The organism is Wenjunlia tyrosinilytica (assembly GCF_014646055.1).
Classification (GTDB): domain Bacteria; phylum Actinomycetota; class Actinomycetes; order Streptomycetales; family Streptomycetaceae; genus Wenjunlia; species Wenjunlia tyrosinilytica.
In genome coordinates, this window is record NZ_BMMS01000018.1 from 128,933 (window position 1) to 148,610 (window position 19,678).

Annotated in this window: 11 protein-coding genes; 9 read left to right on the top strand and 2 right to left on the bottom strand. The window is 72.4% G+C overall.

The genetic code is table 11. The features are described from left to right. Positions 1–57: 57 nt before the first annotated feature. The 5 genes from IEY86_RS21090 (at position 58) to IEY86_RS21110 (ending at position 14,757) form a co-directional block, all read left to right on the top strand. Positions 58–7,539, top strand: a complete 7,482-nt coding sequence (locus tag IEY86_RS21090; RefSeq protein ID WP_189133348.1) for a beta-ketoacyl synthase N-terminal-like domain-containing protein — start codon at positions 58–60, stop codon at positions 7,537–7,539. Between the two features lie 60 nt (positions 7,540–7,599). Further along, positions 7,600–9,222, top strand: coding sequence for a PfaD family polyunsaturated fatty acid/polyketide biosynthesis protein (locus IEY86_RS21095; RefSeq protein WP_229698632.1), 1,623 nt, complete (start codon positions 7,600–7,602; stop codon positions 9,220–9,222). Between the two features lie 178 nt (positions 9,223–9,400). Further along, on the top strand, positions 9,401–11,278 hold the full coding sequence (locus IEY86_RS21100) for an acyl-CoA dehydrogenase family protein (RefSeq protein WP_189133350.1): 1,878 nt from the start codon (positions 9,401–9,403) through the stop codon (positions 11,276–11,278). A 14-nt stretch (positions 11,279–11,292) separates the two neighbouring features. Further along, positions 11,293–13,083, top strand: a complete 1,791-nt coding sequence (locus IEY86_RS21105) for an acyl-CoA dehydrogenase family protein (protein ID WP_189133351.1) — start codon at positions 11,293–11,295, stop codon at positions 13,081–13,083. Positions 13,084–13,116: 33 nt separating this feature from the next. Continuing rightward, a complete protein-coding gene (locus tag IEY86_RS21110; protein WP_189133352.1) occupies positions 13,117–14,757 on the top strand; it encodes an MFS transporter in 1,641 nt (546 codons plus the stop codon). A gap of 20 nt (positions 14,758–14,777) precedes the next feature. On the opposite strand, the gene IEY86_RS21115 is transcribed toward IEY86_RS21110, so the two are convergent. Then, positions 14,778–15,191 (bottom strand): hypothetical protein, encoded by a 414-nt coding sequence (locus IEY86_RS21115; RefSeq protein ID WP_189133353.1) that lies wholly within the window; start codon positions 15,189–15,191, stop codon positions 14,778–14,780. A 26-nt stretch (positions 15,192–15,217) separates the two neighbouring features. Between IEY86_RS21115 and IEY86_RS21120 the strand changes: the two genes are divergently transcribed. The 3 genes from IEY86_RS21120 to IEY86_RS21130 all read left to right on the top strand — a co-directional run bounded on the left by IEY86_RS21120 (position 15,218) and on the right by IEY86_RS21130 (position 17,708). Next, entirely contained in the window at positions 15,218–16,045 is an 828-nt protein-coding gene (locus IEY86_RS21120; RefSeq protein WP_229698633.1) for a 4'-phosphopantetheinyl transferase family protein, read from the top strand. Between the two features lie 90 nt (positions 16,046–16,135). After that, positions 16,136–17,437 carry an NAD(P)/FAD-dependent oxidoreductase gene (locus IEY86_RS21125; protein WP_189133354.1) on the top strand — a complete coding sequence of 434 codons (1,302 nt, stop codon included), beginning with the start codon at positions 16,136–16,138 and terminating at the stop codon, positions 17,435–17,437. 40 nt (positions 17,438–17,477) lie between these two features. Beyond that, positions 17,478–17,708: a hypothetical protein gene (locus IEY86_RS21130; protein WP_189133355.1), complete on the top strand. Its 231-nt coding sequence runs from the start codon at positions 17,478–17,480 to the stop codon at positions 17,706–17,708. 46 nt (positions 17,709–17,754) lie between these two features. Here IEY86_RS21130 and IEY86_RS21135 read toward each other — a convergent pair whose 3' ends face one another. Beyond that, positions 17,755–18,912 (bottom strand): FAD-dependent monooxygenase, encoded by a 1,158-nt coding sequence (locus IEY86_RS21135; protein ID WP_189133356.1) that lies wholly within the window; start codon positions 18,910–18,912, stop codon positions 17,755–17,757. A gap of 112 nt (positions 18,913–19,024) precedes the next feature. Between IEY86_RS21135 and IEY86_RS21140 the strand changes: the two genes are divergently transcribed. Further along, a complete protein-coding gene (locus IEY86_RS21140) occupies positions 19,025–19,591 on the top strand; it encodes a TetR/AcrR family transcriptional regulator (protein WP_189133357.1) in 567 nt (188 codons plus the stop codon). The last annotated feature ends 87 nt before the right edge of the window (positions 19,592–19,678 follow it).

Consider the following 19,678-nt stretch of genomic DNA (forward strand, 5'->3'; position numbering starts at 1 on the left):
CCAGCGGACGGCCACCGCCGGCCGGACCGGTCAACACCCGGAGGGATCACTGCTCGCATGAGCAAGTACGCAATCGTCGGCCTCTCCTGCCTCTTCCCCGGGGCGGGCACCCCGGCCGAGTTCTGGGACAACATCCACGCAGGTGAGGACAGCCGCCGGGAGGGCGGGGAAGAGGTCTTCGGGCCGGCCCCCGACGACCGGGACACCGATCCGGACCACCGGATCTACTGCTCGCGCGGCGGGTTCGTGACCGGCTTCGACTTCGACCCGACCGGGTACCGGATCGACCCCGACCGCCTCGCCCGACTGGACCGGGCCTTCCACTGGTCGCTGCACGTGGCCCGTGAGGCCCTTCGTGACAGCGGTTACGCGGACCGTCCCGACACACTCGCCCGTACCGGCCTGGTCCTCGGCAACTACTCGTTCCCCACCCCCGCATCCGCCGACATCAGCCTTCCCCTGGTGCGCGAGGCCGTCCTCGACGGCCTGCGCCGGGCGGGAGTCCCCACCCCCGAGGGCGCGTTGCTCGACCGGGACTCCCTCCTCGCCGAGAACGCCGCCGTCAGCGGCGGACCCGCCCGGATCGCGGGCGCCGCCCTCGGCCTCGGCGGTCCGCGCTACGCCCTGGACGCCGCCTGCTCCTCGGCCCTGTACGCGCTCAAACTCGCCTGCGGGCACCTCGCGGCGGGCCACGCCGAGCTGGTGCTGGCCGGCGGTGTCTGCGCCCCCGACCCCACGTTGATCCATCTGTCCTTCTCCGACCTGCACGCCTACCCGGAGAACGGCTTCAGCCAGCCGTTCGACGCCCGGTCGGCCGGCATCATCACCGGCCAGGGCGCGGGCATGGTCGCGGTCAGGCGGCTGGAGGACGCCCTGCGCGACGGCGACCGGATCCACGCGGTCGTCGACGGCATCGGGCTGTCCAACGACGGCGCGGGCCGCCATCTGCTGGTGCCCAACGCCGCCGGACAGCACCGCTCGTACGAACTGGCCTACGCCGAGGCGGGGGTGGACCCGGCCGAGGTGGACTACCTGGAGTGCCACGCCACCGGGACACCGATCGGCGACCGCACCGAGGCCGAGTCCGTCGCCGCGTTCTTCGGCGAGCACGGGAAGGTGCCGCTGCTCGGGTCGGTCAAGGGCAACATCGGGCACCTCCTCACCGTCGCCGGGCTGAGCAGCCTGCTCAAGGTCGTCCTGGCGATGCGGAACGGCAGAATCCCCCCGACGACGGGCGTGGACCGGCCGGTCGCCTCCGAGAACGGCAGTGTCGGCGACGGCGTCCTCGTCCGCACCGCGCGGGAGTGGCCCGAGGGCCGGGGTCCGCGCCGGGCCGCCGTCTCCGCGTTCGGTTTCGGCGGCACCAACGCCCATGTCGTCCTCTCCGAGCCGAGGGCCGCCGAGGACGGGTCGGCCACCCCGGACACACAGGCCGCCGACGGCACCGGCCGCACGGTGCCGCCCGCCCTGGACGTCATCGGGCTCGGCGCCCACTTCGGCCGCTTCGAGACCGTCAAGGACTTCGAACGAGCCGTCCACGACGGCACGGACGCCTACCGGCCGCTGCCCGAGCGCCGCTGGCGCGGCCTGGAGCAGACGGCGGGCGGCTCCCTGGAGAAGGCGGGACTCACCCAGGAGTCGCTCCCGGAAGGCGCGTTCGTCGACGCCGTGGACGTCGACCCGATCGACGCCAGGATCCCCCCGGCCGACCTGCGCAACTACAACCTCCAGCACGCGCTCATGTCCCGGGTCGCCGACGAGGCGCTGCACGACGCCGGGTTCAGCCGGGCCGTGCCCGCCGGCCGGGCGGCCCCCGAGCCGCGCCGCGTCGCGGTCGTGGTGTCGATGGAGATCGAGCCCAGTGCCCATCTGCACCTGGCCCGCCACAGCCTGGCTCCCTTCCTTCGCGAGCAGTACGCCAAGGCGGGGCTGGAGTTGACGCAGACTCAGACGCGGGCGCTCGCCGACGCGGCCAGGACGGGAGTGCACGAGCCGATCGTCGCCAACGAGGTGCTCAGCTACATCGGCAACATCATGGCGAGCCGTATCTCCTCGCTGTGGAACCTCACCGGCCCGTCGTTCACCGTCTCCTCCGACGGCGCCGGGACCGCCGAGGCCCTCGAAGTCGCCCGAATGCTGCTGCTCGACGAGTCCGTCGAAGCGGTGCTCGTCGGGGCCGTGGACCTCGCCGCCTCCCCCGAGGGCCTGCTGCTGCGGGCGGGAGAGGAGGGGCCCGTGGCGGGCCCCGGCCTCAGCTTCGGCGAGGGCACCAGGGGCTGGAGGATCGGCGAGGGCGCCGGAGCGGTCGTCGTGACCCGCCCAGGAGGGTCCTCCCGTCGGGCATACGCCCGGCTCGAGTCCGTGGCCGTGCGCCACGCCGAACCGGTCGGGGGCGAACTCCCCGCGGCCGACCCCGCGGCGCTCGCCGCCGCGGCCCGCGAGGCCCTGGCCGCCGCCGGGATCGGCGCCGGTGACATCGGCTACCTGGAGGCGCACGCGGGAGGCACGGCCGAGCAGGACAGCGCCGAACTCACGGCCCTCGCCTCGGTGTACCCCGCCGGAGCCGGTCAGGTCGCCATCGGCAGCGCCAAGGCGCAGATCGGCGACGTCCAGGGCGCGGCCGCGATGGCCGGACTCATCCGGACCGTGCTGTGCCTGCACCACGGCTACCTGCCGGGCGTTCCCGGCTGGAAGCGCCCCGCGGCCGAGCTCGCGGACGAGTTCGCCGCCTCCGCCCTCTACGTCCCCGACGCCTCCCGGCCATGGCTGCGCCGCGACAACCGCTCGCGCCGCCACGCCGCCGTCAGCTTCATCGGGAACGGCGGTGCCCACGGCCACCTCGTGCTCTCGGCCGACCGCATCCGCGCGGACGAGCGGGAGACCGCCTGGCAGGACGCGGCGGGCCCGGTGCTGCTGGCCCTCGGCGCCAAGGACCTGGACGGGCTGCTGGCCGAGATCGGCCGCCACCGCGACCTGCTCGCGGACGGCGCCGACCCGCTGACCCTCGCCAGGCAGGCGGCGGCCCGCCTCGGGGGCAGCGCGCTGAGGGCGGTGCTCGTCGGCCGCGACGCCGGCGAGCTGCGGCAGCAGGTCGAGCTGGCCGCCCGTGACCTCGCCGCCAAGCACGCGGCCGGCCAGGAGTGGGCGACGCCTGCGGGCAGTTACTACACCTCCCGCCCGATCGGCCCCGACGGCAAGGTGGCACTGGTCTACCCGGGGGCGTTCAACTCCTACCCGGGGCTCGGCCAGGACCTCTTCCGCGCCTTCCCCGGGCTGCTGTCCCGCTTCGAGGCCGAGGCCGACGAGCCGGACCGGATGTTCCGGGCGGGGCATCTGTACCCGCGCACCGTCGAGACGCCCAAGCGGCGTGACCTGATGGAGCTCGAGGCACGGCTCGGTGAGGACCTGCCGTTCATGCTGGCCACCGGGACGAGCTTCGCGATGCTCTACACCGACCTGGTCCGCGAGATCCTCGGGGTCCGGGCGCACGGAGCGTTCGGCTACAGCCTGGGGGAGAGCAGCATGCTCTTCGCCACCGGCGGCTGGCACCGCTCCGCCCGCCGGGACGACCGGATCAGTGCCACGCCGCTGTTCCGCGACCGGCTGTGCGGCCCCCGGCGTACCGTCCGTGAGCTGTGGGACCTTCCGGAGCGGACGCCGGACGAGGCGGTCTGGGGAACCTTCGTCGTCCTCGGCGACGCCGAGCGTGTCGCCGAGGCCGTCGGCCGGTACGAGCGGGTCCACCTCACCCACGTCAACACTCCGGGCGAGGTCGTCGTGGCCGGTGACCCGGCCCAGTGCCGGGCGCTCATCGAGGAGTTGGGCGTCAAGTCGGCCCGTTCCCCGGTCAACCCCGTCATGCACTGCGAGGTCGTCGACGGCGAGGTGGAGGGCCTGGCCGAGCTCAATGACCACCCGACCGGTTCCACCGGCGGGCTCGAGCTCTTCAGCGCCTTCGACTACGGGCCCGTGGAAGGGCTCGACCGCCGCGTCGTCGCCGACCGCATCGCCCAGACCCTGCGCAGCACGATCGACTTCCCGCGCCTGGTGCGCACCGCCTACGAGCGGGGGTTCCGCTACTTCATCGAGGTCGGGCCCAGCGCCACCTGCTCGCGGTGGGTGCACGACACGCTCGGGGACGCCGACCACGTGGCCGTTCCCGTCGACCGTCGCGGTGTCGCGGCGAGCAAGTCGATCGCCCAACTGGTCGCCCGGCTCGTCGCCCACGGTGTCGAGGTGGACCTGGCGGCCCTGCTCGGCGAGCCGGAGCCGGCCCCCTCGCGTCCGGTCCGGGCGCGTTTCCCGGTCGGGGGCGGTGCCTCGATCCCCGAAGGCGTCGCCAAGGGCGCCGCGTTGGTGGCTGCCAACGCGTCCGTAGCTGCCGAGGGTGCCTCGGCGGCCGCCGCCGAGGTGGCCGCCGCCACGCCCCCCGAGGTGGCCGCCCCTTCCGAGCCGCCCGCCCCGGCGGCAGCCGCGCCGCCGGCACCCGTTCCCGCCTCATCCCAACGGCCGGTCACCTCTGCCCCGCCCAAGGAGCCAGTCCCCATGCCAGCTGATCCGTCCCTCGCCGAGCCCGAGGTGATCACCTTCGAGGGTGAGCCGATCTCCTTCCTGCCCTGGGCAGAGCCGGAGCCCGCACCGGACCGGGCAACCGCCGTCGACCAAGCGGCCCAGGCCGCCGCCTCGGCCGCCGCCCCCGCCGTCCGGCCCACCCGAGCCGCGTCCCAGCCCGCACCGACGACATCCGCCCCCGCTGCCTCCACCCCGGCCGACGCGGCCGCCGAACTCATCCGTGAGCTGCGCCAGCAGATGGTGGCCACCCACTCCGTGGTGATGGAGACCCAGCGTGTCCTCCAGGAGAGCACCCTCGCCCGCGCCGAGGCCCTGCTGGCCGCACCGCCCGCGCGGGCCCCGTTCCGCAGCGAGCCCCCCGAGCCGCTGACCTTCTCCGTCCAGACCGTGGTCGAGGCGGCCCCGCCCGCCCCCGCGCTGCCGCCCGTGCAGACGCTCCCGCCGACCGCCGCGCCGACCGCCGAGGTGCCCCCCGCGCCGCCGGCGCCGTCCGCCCCCGTACCGCCCGCCCCCGTACCGCCCGCCCCCGTTTCCGCCGCCGGGGCGTCCCGGCCCAAGCCTCCCGGGGTGGTGTGGGACCACGACGACCTGATGGAGTTCGCCACAGGCAGCATCGCCAACATCTTCGGCGCCGAGTTCGCCGAGATCGACAGCTACGGCAAGCGGGTGCGCCTGCCCGCCGAGCCCTACCACTTCGTCACCCGGGTCACCGGACTCGAGGGCGAAACGGGCGTTTACAAGCCGTCGTTCATCCGCACCGAGTACGACGTCCCCGAGGACGCCTGGTACGCCGTCGACGGGGGAGTGCCCCCGGCCGTGGCGATCGAGGCCGGGCAGTGCGACCTGCTGCTCATCAGCTACCTGGGCATCGACTTCAAGAACAAGGGCAAGCGCGTCTACCGCCTGCTCGACAGCTCCCTGGTCTTCCACGGCGACCTGCCCCGCACCGGCCAGACCCTGCGCTACGACATCTCCATCAACCGCTTCGTCCACCAGGGCGAGACCACGCTGTTCTTCTTCAGCTACTTCTGCTACGCCGACGGCGAGCTGATCCTCGAACTCCAGGACGCCTGCGCCGGGTTCTTCACCCAGGCCGAGCTCGACACCCCGCTCGGCGTCGTCATCACCGAGAAGGAGAAGGCGGAGAAGGCGGCGCTGACCAAGACCTGGTTCAAGCCGCTCGCCGCCACCGACAGGAACCACCTCACCGCCGCCGAACTCGACCTGCTCGCCCAGGGCCGCCCGGGCGAGGTCTTCGGCCGCCACCACGCCCAGGACCCGGGGATGAACCCGGCGCTGCGGCTGCCCGACTCCCGGCTGCGCATGGTCGACGAGATCACCATCGACCGCACCGGAGGCCCGCGCGGCATCGGCGCCATCACCGCGCGCAAGCGGCTCGAGCCCGACGCCTGGTACTTCGAGTGCCACTTCCCCGACGACCCGGTGCTCGCCGGATCGCTCGTGGCCGAGGGCGCCGTCCAGGTCCTCCAGACCTACCTGCTCCACCAGGGCATGCACCTGGTCCTGCCCGACGCCAGGTTCCAGACCATCGTCGGCCTCAGGACCGAGGTGCAGGTCCGCGGCCAGATCACCCCGGCCCACCGGGAGATCCGGTACGAGGTCGAGGTCATGGAGCTCACCATGCTCCCCAGGCCCTCCGTGATCGCGGACATCCTCGTTCACCTCGGCGACAAGCCGGTGATCCGGATGCGCAATTTCGGCATCCAGATCCGCGAGAAGGACGGCACGCCCTACCGGCCCGGACAGGGCGGCGTCCCGGCCTTCCTCGGCCGCCGCAACCGCGACGGCGAGCCCGCCATGATCAACGAGCTGCACCTCGCGCACGCCGCCAAGGGCGACCTCGGCACCGCCATGGGCCCGGAGTTCGACGTCTACGCCAACAGCCGCGCCCCGTACATCCCCAACGGCGACTTCCAGTTCGTGGACCGGATCATGTCGCTGACCGGCACCCGCGGCGACCTCAGCCCCGGTTCGGAGATGGTGACCGAGTACGACTCCCCGGCCGACGCCTGGTACTACACGCAGAACTCCCACCCGCACATGCCCAACGCGGTCTACATGGAGACCTCGCTCCAGGCCGCCATCCTGCTCGGCTACTACCTGGGCGCCACGCTCAAGCAGCCGAAGACCGAGTACTCCATCCGCAACCTCGACGGCCGGGCCACCCTGGTCAAGGACATCGACCTGCGCGGCAGGACCATCCGGCACCACTCCAAGCTGCTGATGACCAGCGCGGTCTCCGGAGCCGTCCTGCAGAAGTTCTCCTACGAACTGTCCGCCGACGGCGAGGTCTTCTACGTCGGAGAGTCGCTCTTCGGGTACTTCAGCGAAGCCGCCCTGGCCAACCAGGCCGGCCTGGACAACGGCCAGTACGTCGCCCCGTGGATCGAGCAGGTGACACAGGACAACGGTGCCGCCCCCGCCCGCACGCGCCGCATCGAACTGCCCGTCGACGCACCGGCGTTCAGCGACCCCACCGGCGGGCGCCTGCACCTGCCCGGCGAGCACTTCGCGCTCGTGGACCGCGTCGACCTCGTCGAGGACGGCGGACGCCACGGAGCCGGGTACCTGCACGGCCACCGCGAAGTGCGGCCCGACGAGTGGTACTTCGACTGCCACTTCCACCGCGACCCGGTGATGCCCGGCTCGCTCGGCGTCGAGGCGATCCTCCAGGCGATGCGCCTGTTCGTCATGGAGCAGGGACTCGCCGACGGTGTCGAGGACCCCCGCTTCGCCCTGGCCAAGGGCATCGAGATGGGCTGGAAGTACCGCGGGCAGATCCTGCGGCACGACCGGGAACTGCGCTTCGACGTCCACGTCAAGGAGGTCCGGCGGGAGGCCGGCCGTGTGCTCGTGATCGCCGACGCCGACCTGTGGAAGCCGGGCCTGCGCATCTACGAGCTGACCGACGTCGCCATCGAGGTCCGCCCCGGCGCCGGGGCCTGACCGCCCGCCCCACGACCCACTCGACGCCCTAGGAGCGTGCGTTCACCCATGGACACCCGGATGGACAACCAAGCGACGCCACTGAGGTGGCGCGGAGAGCAGTATCCGAGCACCGACCCGGCCGGGATCTACGCAGCCCTCGTCGACCTCGACCGGCCCGGCTTCATCGTCCGCACCCCGCAGGGGATCGGCGCCGTGGCGGGCGGTCGTACGGCGAGCGCGGGGGACGGCCTGCCCCTGCTGGCCGCGGTCCCCCCGCTGTCGCCCCGCCGACTCGGCTCGAAGGCGTTCCTCGCCGCCCACGGAGTGCGCCTGCCCTACATGGCCGGCGCGATGGCGGGCGGAATCGCCTCGGCCGACATGGTCGTCGCCCTGGCCAAGGAGGGCCTGCTGGCCTCGTTCGGCGCGGCGGGGCTCCTGCCGGAGTCGATCGAGAAGGCGCTCAACCGCTTCGCCACCGCGATCCCCGGCCTTCCCTACGCCGTCAACCTGATCCACAGCCCCAGCGAGGAGCGCCTGGAACGCGAGGCGGTCGAGCTGTTCCTGCGCCACCGCGTCCCCTGCGTGGAGGCGTCGGCGTTCCTGGGCCTGACCCCGCACATCGTGCGCTACCGGGTCGCCGGGCTGCGCCGGGACGCGGACGGCCGCGTCGTCGCGGGCAACCGCGTGATCGCGAAGGTCTCCCGGTCCGAGACGGCGGAGCGGTTCATGCGCCCCGCCTCCGCCTCGCTGGTCAGCTCCCTGCTCGCCCAGGGCCTGATCACCGCCGAGCAGGCGGAGCTGGCCAAGTACGTGCCGATGGCCGACGACATCACCGTGGAGGCCGACTCCGGCGGCCACACCGACCGGCGTCCGCTGCCCGCCCTGCTGCCGACGATCCTGCGGCTGCGTGACACGGTCCAGCGCGAGCACCACTACCCGACGCTGATCCGGGTCGGGGCGGCCGGAGGACTCGGCACCCCGACGGCGGTGGCCGCGGCGTTCGCCATGGGCGCCGCCTACGTCGTCACCGGCTCGGTCAACCAGTCGTGCGTGGAGTCGGGTGCCTCCAAGGCCACCAAGGCGATGCTGGCCGACGCCGGCATCGCCGACTGCGACATGGCCCCGGCGGCGGACATGTTCGAGATGGGCGTGGAGCTCCAGGTGCTCAAGAAAGGCACCCTGTTCCCGATGCGCGCCAAGCGCCTCTACGAGCTCTACCAGACCTACGAGGGCCTGGAGGCGCTGCCGCAGGCGGAGCGGATCCGGCTGGAGACGCAGATCTTCCGCCGTCCGCTGGAGGACGTCTGGCAGGAGTGCGTCGGCTACTTCGAGCGGCGCGACCCCGAGCAGCTCGAGCGCGCCAAGGGCAGCCCCAAGCGGCGGATGGCGCTGGTCTTCCGCTGGTACCTGGGGATGTCCTCGCGGTGGTCCACCGTCGGCGACGCCGACCGGACGCTGGACTACCAGGTCTGGTGCGGCCCGGCGATGGGGAGCTTCAACGACTGGGTGACCGCCAGCTACCTGAAGCCGCCGGGCAACCGCCGGGTCGCCGACGTCGCCGAGCACCTCATGCGCGGCGCCGCCTTCCACACCCGCCTCGCCCAGCTGCGCACGGCAGGCGTCCAACTCCCGGTCTCGGCGGCCGACTACCGCCCCGTGCCGCTGGAGACGGCGGCGGCCTCGCTGGGAGGTGCGGCGTGAGCGGCGCGCGTGAGGCTGCTCGTCGTCGGTCGAGTGTGTGGCCGGGTTTTCGCCGAGTGGGCGGAGAAGCGAACGGGAGAGGTGCGGTGAGCGGCGCGCGTGAGGCTGCTCGTCGTCGGTCGAGTGTGTGGCCGGGTTTTCGCCGAGTGGGCGGAGAAGCGAACGGGAGAGGTGCAACATGACCATCACCGAGACCCCCGTCTGCGGTGCGTCGGGCACCGGGGCGGAGTGGGTGGGGGCCCGTGCCGAGGAGTTGGAGCGGCTCCTCGGTGACCCCCGTGACCCCGACAGCCCGTTCGGGTTCGCCGCGGCCGTCGCCCGCGACGAGCACGACCGGTTCCCGACCGAGCTGGTCCACGCCCTGCGCGGCACCGGCTTCCACCTCAACTACCTGCCCGCCGAACTCGGCGGCACCTTCCGCTCGTTCGCCCACAGCCTCGTCCTGGTGCGCACCGCGGCCCGCCGCGACCTGAACGTCATGCCCGGCACGATGTTCGGCATCACCGCCGCCACCTGCCTGATGCTGCACGGCTCGCCCGAACAGCAGCGCCGCGCCGCCGGGATCCTGCGGCGCGGCGGGGCCGTGGCCTTCGCGCTCTCGGAGGCCGACCACGGCAGCGACCTGCTCGCCAACACCGCCCGGCTGGATCGGGATCCCGACAGCGACGGATGGCGGCTGACCGGCCGCAAGTGGATGGTCGGCCTCGGGCAGCGGTGCGAGGCGGCCTACCTGGTCGCCAGGACCGGGCAACGCGGTCCGGCCGCCTTCTCCGCGGTCCTGCTCGATCTCGGCGGCGCCGCCGACAAACACCTCGAGCGCGGCCCCGACGTGCGCACCGGCGGGATGCGCGGCATCGACTTCGCCGACCTGGACTTCAATGACTTCCCCGTCCCGGCCGACGCCCTCGTCGGCCGGGAGGGCGAGGCGCTGGAGGCCGCCGTCAAGGCCCAGCAGGTGGTGCGTGTGATGAGCACCGCCGGCAGCCTGGGCTGCGCCGACACCGCGCTGCGGCTCACGCTCGACTTCGCCACCGGCCGCCGTGTCGGCCGCACCCCGCTCACCGAGGCCCCCCACCCCCGGCGGGACCTCGCGGTGGCCTCCGCGGCGCTCATCGCCGCCGACGCCGTGGCCATGGCCGCGGCACGGGGGCTGCATGTCGTCCCGGAGACGTTCAGCGTGTGGGGCTGCGCCGCCAAGCACGTGGTGGCCGAGGCCGCCGAGGACGTGATCGGCCGCTGCGCCACGGTCCTGGCGACCCGTTCCGTCCTGCGCACGGGCGGTCCCGGCGCGGGGCTGTTCCAAAAGCTCCAGCGCGACGCCGCACTGGTGCGGGTGGTGGACACCAGCACGGTGGCCAACCTCCGCTCGTTCGCGGGCCAGTTGCCCGCCGTCGCGGCGGCCGCCCACGCCGGCGGCGAGGAGTGGCAGCACGGCAGGGGAGGGCAGGACGGCACACTGCGCACGGTCTTCGCGCTCGACGCCGAACTGCCCGCCTACGACCCGGCCGCGCTCGACCTGAACGCCCGCGGCCACGACCCGGTCACGGCGGGTCTGGGCCGCCTGGTCACCTTCGCCCGCAGGTCGCTGTCCGACGGCGGAGCGAGCGAGACCGCCGCGCTCGTGGACCGGCTGGGCGACGACGTCTCCCGCCTGTCCGGTGATATCGAGCGGGCCCGCTCCGGCGGCGACCCCTGCGAACTGGTCGACCTCGCCGAGCGGTTCGCGTTCCTCCACGCCGCCGCCTGCTGCCTGCACCTGTGGTGGGCCAACCGGCATCTGTCCCTGGTCGGCTGGGCCGAGCGCCACCCGGCGCTGTACGGCACCGCGCCCGGCTCCCCCGAATGGCTCGGCGCCGCCCTGGCCTACCTGCTGGCCAAGGCGGACGGGACCGACCCGCGCCGGCAGGCAGCGATGCTGCTGCCCGCCCTGGACGTCATCACCGATCTGCACGGCACGGACCGCCTCTTCAGCGCCGTCCCCGTCCGACTGGCCCGCCACGCCGACCTCGACGCCGACTTCGACGCCGACTCCCCGGCCCGCAATCCCGGAACCTGACAGGAGCCCCTCCCGTGCCGAAAGCACATCTGACGGAGCTGGCCGAGCGGCTCGAACGCCATCTCGGTGATCCGCACGACCCCGCCAGCCGGATGCCGTACCGGAAGATCCTCGAACACGACGAGCGCGAGGAGTACCCCTACCCCTTCGTCAACCTCCTTCGGCGCTGGGGTGTGCACGAGTACTCCATCCCCATGGCCCAGGGCGGCAAAGCGGGGGACGTCGAGGTCGGATTCAACCTGATGCGGCTGATCGCCAGGCGCGACCCCACCTCCGCCACCGCGCTGATCATCAGCAACCTCAGCTTCATGCCCGCCTGGATCGCCGGCACCGACGAGCAGAAGACGTACCTGGTCGACGCGATCAAGCGGGGAACCCGGTACGCCTGGGGGCTGTCCGAGCGGCATCACGGCAGCGACCTGCTCAGCAATGAGCTGACGGCGCAGAAGGTCGACGGCGGCTATCTGCTGACCGGTGAGAAATGGCTGATCGGCAACGGCACCGTCGCCGACGGGGTCAGTGTCTTCGCCCGCACCAACGCCAAGGGCGGCCCCGCCGGTTACTCGATCTTCCTGTTGGAGAAGCGGAAGACCCCCGCCGGCTCGGTCGACGAGCTCCCCAACGAACGTCTGCACGGGCTGCGTGCCCTGGACATGAGCGGCTTCCGCCTCGACCGGGTCTTCGTTCCGGACTCCGCGCTCCTGGGAGCGGAGGGCCAGGGTCTGGAGATCGCCCTCCAGACCTCCCAGACGGCACGCGCCCTGATCGGCGGCATCGCGCTGTCCGCCGTCGACACCTCCCTGCGGGTCACCCTGGACTTCACCGAGGGCAGGGAGATCTTCGGCAAGGCGGTCAGTGACATCGCCTACTCGCGCCGACAGCTCGTCGAGTGCTTCGCCGACCTGATGCTCGCCGACGCGGTCAGCATCGGCGCGGTGCGCAGCCTCCAGGTGGTGCCGGAGCAGACCAGTGTGTGGTCCTCGGTGGTGAAGTACTTCGTCCCCACGCTGCTCGAGCGAACGATGTCCCAGCTCAACACGGTCCTGGGAGCCCGTTTCTATCTGCGCGGGCACGCCCACTACGGCATCCACCAGAAGATGCTGCGCGACCAGCTGGTGGCGAACTTCGCCGACGGCAACACGGTGGTGAACCTCAAGAACATCGCCCTCCAGCTCGACGGCCTGCTGACCGCCTCCGCCGAGGCCGACGACGCGGCGAGGGCGGCCGCGGACGAGCGGGCCGCCACCCTCTACGGAATCGACCGCGAACTGCCCATGTACCGGCCGTGGGCCCAGGAGCTGTTCAGCCGCGGCCTCGACGACGCGCTGCTGGCCGCCCCCGGCTCCCTGCGGCAGCTGCGCGAACTCGCCGAGCAGGCCAAGGGCGACGAGCGCGACTGGCTCTCACGCGCCGCGGACGTCGCCGCCGAACTCCTCGGCCACGCACCGAGGCTGCGGGAGCGGGCCACGGCTTTGAAGGCCGAACTCGGCCGGGACTACGGCCAGTCGGCCGAGCTGTTCGACCTGGCCAAGCAGTACTGCTTCCTCCACGCGGCCGCGGCCTGCGTGCACACCCACGTCCACTCCCACGGCGCGCTGGAGGACCCGCTGCCCAGCGGGGCCCTGCTCCTGCTCCAGCTCGAGCGTGTCCGCCGTCATCTGCGCCCGCACGAGTCCGTCACCGACGCCGCCGTCGTCGACGAGGTCATGCGGGTCCTGCGCCACCTGCACCGAGGCAACCGCCTCTTCTCGTACTGGCAGTTCCCCCTGGCGGAGCGCGGCGACCTCGCCGCCGCCCGCAGCTGACCACGTCCGCCCCGGAGTATCTGGAGCTTGACCATGCGCTCATCGCCTCCCCTGTGGCGCACCATCGTCGCCACCTCAGTCCCGATGTTCATGGTGGTCCTGGACAACCTCGTGGTGACCACCGCCCTGCCCGCCATCCGCACGGACCTCAACGCCTCGCTCCAGGACCTTCAGTGGTTCGTCAGCGCCTACGTCCTGTCCTTCGCCACGCTGCTGCTGACCGGCGCGGCGCTGGGCGACCGCTACGGGCGCCGCAGGGTCTTCGTCGCGGGCATCTCCCTGTTCACCGCCTCCTCCCTGCTCGCGGGGCTCTCCACCAGCTCGGGGATGCTGATCTTCGCCCGGGCGCTCCAGGGGGCGGGCGGCGCGATGGTCATGCCGCTGTCGCTCACCCTGCTGGCCGCGGCCGCGGGACCAGGCAGAAGGGCCCTGGCGGTGGGAGTCTGGGGCGCCATCAGCGGCGCCGCTGTCTCGGTCGGCCCGGTCGTCGGAGGCGCGGTCACCGACGGTCTGGACTGGCAGTCGATCTTCTGGCTGAACATCCCGATCGGACTGCTGGCCATCCCGTTCGCCTACCGCACCATCGGGGAGAGCAAGGGCAGCGACCGCGGACTCGACCTGTTCGGCCTGCTGCTGGCCGGCGGCGGTGTCTTCTCCCTCGTCTGGGGCATCGTCAGGGCCGAGACGCAGGGCTGGTCCTCCACCGAGACCCTGACCACCATCACCCTCGGCGCCGTCCTGCTGATCGCCTTCGTCGTCTGGGAGCGCCGCGCGAAGACCCCGATGCTGCCGCTGCGCTTCTACCGCAACCCCGCGTTCTCCCTGACCAACCTGCTCTCGATGGCCATGTACTTCGGAGTCTTCGGGTCGATCTTCCTGCTCTCGCAGTTCCTCCAGATCGCCCAGGGCTACAGCGCGTTGGAGGCGGGGCTGCGCACCCTGCCCTGGACGCTGATGCCGGCCTTCGTGGCCCCCGTGGCAGGCATCCTCACCCCGAGGGTCGGCGGTGGGCCGCTCATGGCCGCGGGCCTGGTGCTCCAGGCGACCGGGCTCGGCTGGCTCGCCCTCATCCTCGACCCGGGCACGTCGTACAGCTCGATGCTGGCCCCGTTCGTCCTCGCCGGAACCGGCATGGGCCTGGTCTTCGCCCCCAGTGCCAACGTGGTCCTGGGCGCCGTCCGCCCGTCCGAGCACGGCAAGGCCTCGGGCGCCAACAGCACGGTGCGTGAGATCGGCGGAGCGCTCGGCATCTCCGTCCTCGGCGCGGTCTTCGCCCACCACGGCGGCTACACCACGCCGCAGACCTTCACCGACGGACTCACCCCGGCCGTGTGGGTCGGCGTCGCTGTCGTGGCGGTCGGAGCGCTGCTGGCGGTCTTCGTGCCCAAGCGCCGTCCGCTCACCGAGGACGGGGAGGAGGCGGCGCCGGGTGAGTCGGCCACGGTGGAGCGGACCGCGTCACTGACGCTCGTGGCCGACGGCACCGGCACCGCCGACAGCGCTCACGCCGACAGCACTCACGCCGACGGCTCCACCGCCCACAGCGCTCACGCCGACGGCACCAACGCCGATGGAGGCACCCCGTCGGGCCGGACCCTCGAGGCGGCGGCCGGTTCCGAGGCCGAGGCCACCCGCGGCCTGCACATCGTCCCCTCGCTCAGCGGCAAGGAGTAGCGCGCCATGGCCCGAGACCGTCAGCCCTCGCCCCGCTGGGCGGCCTCCTGTGCCAGCCGGCTGTGCACCTCGGGCCAGTCCAGCCCCGTGGAGACAGTGGTGTTGAAGAACGAGAACACCGAACCCGCCATGTGCGGGCGGTACTTCTCGACGATCTGCTTGTGCGGGGAGGCGGAGTTGAACTCCATCAGCGCCTTGCGGTCGACCCAGGCCGACTGGGTCCAGAAGACCTTCTTGGTCGGCTCGACCGCCAGTGCGTGCCCGACCCCGCCGGCCGAACCCACCGCCTGGCGCCTGATGGCCGTCGAGGCCATCAGGAAGGGCAGTACATGGCGGAACGAACGCAGCTCCAGCTTGGAGATCATCACGTACACCTCCCCGTCGGCCGTGCGCGGTGCGGGCGCCGGGCCCTTGGCCCAAGGCAGCTTCAGCATCGTCCCCTCCCAGGGTGCGGGCGCTGATGTCTAGGACCGACATGATGGCCGGAACCGACGTGGCGACCGCGACCCTACTGCACAATCGTGTTCCGCTCGTGGAGACACGGTCGATCGTCCCCGCCCGCCCGCGCCCCGCGGCGGACCCCGGGCGGGCGGACACCGACCTGTGGCTGCTGCCGGAGAGCGCGGTGGCGCGTTTCGTCAGCCGCGTCGAAGGCGTCGGCCTCTTGAGGCCCGCCGAACGGGAGCGTCTGGACCGTATGCGCACCGAGGGCGGCCGCAGGCGCTTCCTGGGCGGGCGGGCCCTGTGCCGCTACGCGCTCAGCGCCCGCACCGGACTGCCGATGGACTCCTGGCGCTTCTACGAGGACGAGTTCGGGCGTCCGGAGCCCGAACCGACCGGCCACAGCGTCCGGTTCAACCTCTCGCACACCGACGGCCTCATCGCCTGCGTGGTGACCGACGAGGACCGGGCGTGCGGTGTCGACGTGGAGCGGACCCCCGCGGGCCCGCAGGCGCTGCGGCACGTGCCCCGTCATCTCGCCGAGGCCGAGCAGGCCACCCTGGACGCGGCCCCGCCCGGGGTGCGCGCCGCGAAGGTGGCGGCCTACTGGGTGCTGAAGGAGGCGTACCTCAAGGCCCTCGGTGTCGGTATGACCCGGGGACTGAGCGGATTCACCTTCTCCGACCCCGCCGCCGGAAGTATCCGCGTCGACGACCCCGACCACGGCGCGGCGGACCGCGACCGCTGGCTGTTCGACCTTTTCTACCCCAGCCCCGGACATGTTCTGGCCATCGCCGTCAAGGGCGCCCGCCCCGGCTCGCTGCACCGCGTCCCCCTGACGGGCTGACCCCGGCCGCACCGCCCCCACCTCCCGACCTCGAGTGCGCCGAGTGCCCCGTACCGACTTCCCGACATCGAGCCCCTTAAGGAAGACACCATGACCGCGAACTCCTCCACCCACAGGCCCCGGGTCGCCGTCGTCGGCGCCGGAGTCGCCGGTATCTCCGCCGCCTACGCCCTGCGCGAGCACGCCGAGATCACCATGTTCGAGCAGGACGGCAGGCCGGGCGGCCACGCCAACACCATCGAGGTCGAGGAGAACGGGCGGACGCTCGGCATCGACACCGCGTTCGTTGTCTTCAACCGGCCCAGCTACCCCAACATGACCCGGTTCTTCGACGAGCTCGATGTCGAGGCCGTCGAGCACCTCGGCGGGTTCAACTTCTTCGACCTCGACACCGGGACGGAGTACGGCAGCGCCGAGATGAACCTCGGCGAGGCCGACGTGGCCACGCGCTACTCCGAGCGGTTCCGGACGGTCTGGCGCGAGGCCCGCCGCTTCCACGAGGAGGGCCGCCGCGACTTCTTCCGCAAGCGGACCGACATGCCGCTGGGGGAGTACCTCGACCGGGGCGGCTACAGCCAGGAGTTCCGCCACTCGTACGTCGTCCTGCTGGCCACCGCCGTGTGGTCGGTGCCGGCGGAGCTGATCTGGGAGATGCCCGCCACCACCGTCATCGCGTTCTTCATGGCCCACGACGAGGGCGGCCTCGGCGGCCGGCGGGTGGACTGGCGCACGGTGCGCGGAGGCTCGATCAGCTACGTGCGCAAGGCCATCGCCGCGATCAACCCCAAGCTGCGCCTCGGCGAGGCGGTCACCGGAGTGCGCCAGGAGGAGGACGGGGTCACCGTCGCCACGGCGGGCGGCAGCGAGCACTTCGACTACGCGGTCGTCGCCGCCCACGGCGACCAGGCGCGCGCCCTCCTGGACAACCCGACCGACGTCCAGCGGGCCACCCTCGGCAACATCCGCTACAACGCCTCCACCGCCATCCTGCACACCGACCCGACCGTGATGCCGCCCACCCGGCAGCGGTGGGAGAGCTGGAACTACGGCAAGGTGACGGTCGACGGGCAGGTGCGCCCCTACGTGGCCTACTACATGAACCGGCTGCACGGATTCACCGCGGAGAAGGACTACTTCGTCACCCTGGACTACCCGCTGGCGGTGCGCGAGGAGGCGGTCATCAGGGAGATGAGCTACTCCCACCCGGTGATCGACATGAACCTGCGCAACCTCCAGGCCACCATCTACCAGGTCAACGAGGGCACCCGGGTCAAGCTGTGCGGTTCCTACTTCCATTCCAAGCAGCAGTACTTCGACCAGATCGGCTCGCACGAGGCGGCGTTCAGCTCCGGCATGGAGGCGGCCAAGCAGCTGCTGAGAGAACTGGGCTAATCCGATTGCCGCCGTGGCCGGGGCCGGTGAGAATCGGGCGGTGCCCCCTCCCACCGGCTTCGACCACCGAGAACGCGGCGACGGATCCGTCGTCATCCTCCACCACGGCAGCGTGGCGACCGTCCTGCGGGGCGGGCGCGCGGCCCGGTTCCTGGCCGAGGTGCGTGCGGGCGAACCCCAGCTGGTGATGGCCCGCTGGACGGGCAACTACCGGCGGGGCAACGAGCGCACGGCCGCTGAGCACCCGCGCAACTCGCGCCCGCGCCGGTAGGGCCGCGGGCCCCAGCGGTCCGGACGACGAGCCCGGCGGGTGGTGGTCACGTCTCCAGCTCGGCCAGCCGCATGGCGACATTGCGGCGGACGGCGGGGACCCGTCCGATCGCCGCCAGCGCCGCGTTGCGCGCGGCGCGCTGGACGGGGTTGCGCATCGTGGCCATCTTCGTCATCCGGTCGGTGAACGCGACCACCTGCTTGGCGATCGGCCGGCGGGTCGCCTCGTACCGGTCCAGCAGGGTCTCCGGCTCCCCGTGCACGACGGCGGCCAGCGCCCGGCCGAGCTCCACCGCGTCCTGGATGCCGATGTTCATGCCCTGGCCGCCCGCGGGGCTGTGCACATGGGCGGCGTCGCCCGCGAGCATCACCCGCCCGGCGCGGTAGCGGTCAGCGAGGCGGTGGTGCACATGGAAGCGGGAGCTCCACAGCACCTCGGTGACCTTGGCGTCCTTGCCCGGCCCCCGCTCGTCCAGCAGCGCCTGCACATCGGCCGGGCCCGGCTGCTCGGGCGCGTCGCGCACGGTGGCCACGACGCGGTACCGGCCGTGGGGCAGGGGAGCGATCACGGTGACGCCCTCGGGGGCGAGCAGCAACTCGACCGACTGCTCCCGGGGCCAGTGCATCCGCACGTCGGCCAGCACGAACGACTCGGCGTAGGGCGCCCCGGCGAAGCCGATGCGGACCTTGTCCCGCACGGTGCTGTGCATGCCGTCGGCGCCGATCGCGTAGCGGGCGCGGACCGTGTGCTCGGTTCCGTCCTCGCCGGTGGCGGTCACGGTGACGCCCTGGCTGTCCTGTGTGAGCCCGGTGACCTTGTAGGGGCGGTGGACGCTGCCCCCGAGCTCCTCGAGCCGCTCGGTCAGGACCGCCTCGGTCTCGTTCTGCGGGATCATCAGCGCGTACTGGTAGGCGGTGGGCAGCCCCTTGAACGAGATGTGCATCAGTGAGCGGCCGCGGTCGTGGACCGTGAAGTCGGACAGCTCGATACCGCGGGCCTGAAGGAACTCACTGACCTTCAGCGCTTCCAGCGCCTCGAGGGTCCGGGCGTGCACGACGGCCGCACGCGAGGTGTTGGCGCCCTGTGCCTGGGCGTCGAGGAGCACGAAGTCCACCCCGCCGGCGGCGAGCATGCCTGCCGCCGTGAGGCCCACCGGACCCGCGCCCACGATCACGACATCGGTCTCGTTCGGCAGCGCACCCATGTGACTGGTCCTCTCCTGGACTCTTTGCCAACGCTTGTTGGCCTACCGGCTGTCGCTGAACGTATACCCCCGTGTCTGGCCGGTCAACACGTGTTGGCCTACGATCGTTGGCATGGCAGGGACGACATCCACTCCACGGCGCTCCGACCGGACCCGGGCCGCGATCCTGGCGGCGGCCCGCAAGCGCTTCACCGCCGAGGGCTACGAACGGGCGACCATCCGGGCTATAGCGGCCGACGCCGCCATCGACCCGTCGATGGTGATGCGGTACTTCGGCAGCAAGGAACAGCTGTTCAGCGCCGCCGCCGACATAGACCTGCGGCTGCCGGACCTGTCCGGCGTGCCCAGGGAGGAACTGGGCCGCGCCATCGTCGAGCACTTCTTCACGGCCTGGGAGGGCGTGCCCGACGACGACGCGTTCCTGGTTCTGCTGCGCTCGGCCGTCACCAATGAGAAGGCCGCCGAGCGCACCCGTGAGATCTTCCGCGACCAGGTCCGCCCGGCCCTGATGGCGGTCCTGGGCGAGGAGGGGGCCGAACGGGCGTCACTGGTCTCCTGCCAGCTCCTCGGGCTGGCCCTCGGGCGCTACCTGATCCGCCTTCCGGGCGTCTCCTCGATGTCCGCCGACCAGGTGGTGGACGGGCTGTCGCCCTGCATTCAGACGGCGCTGACCGGGTGAGCGCGCGGGGCGGACCGGGAAGGCCTCCGGATGGACGACCGCTGCGCCCTGCCCGGGCCACCGGGCTCCCGGGCGGAGCCGGGGCCC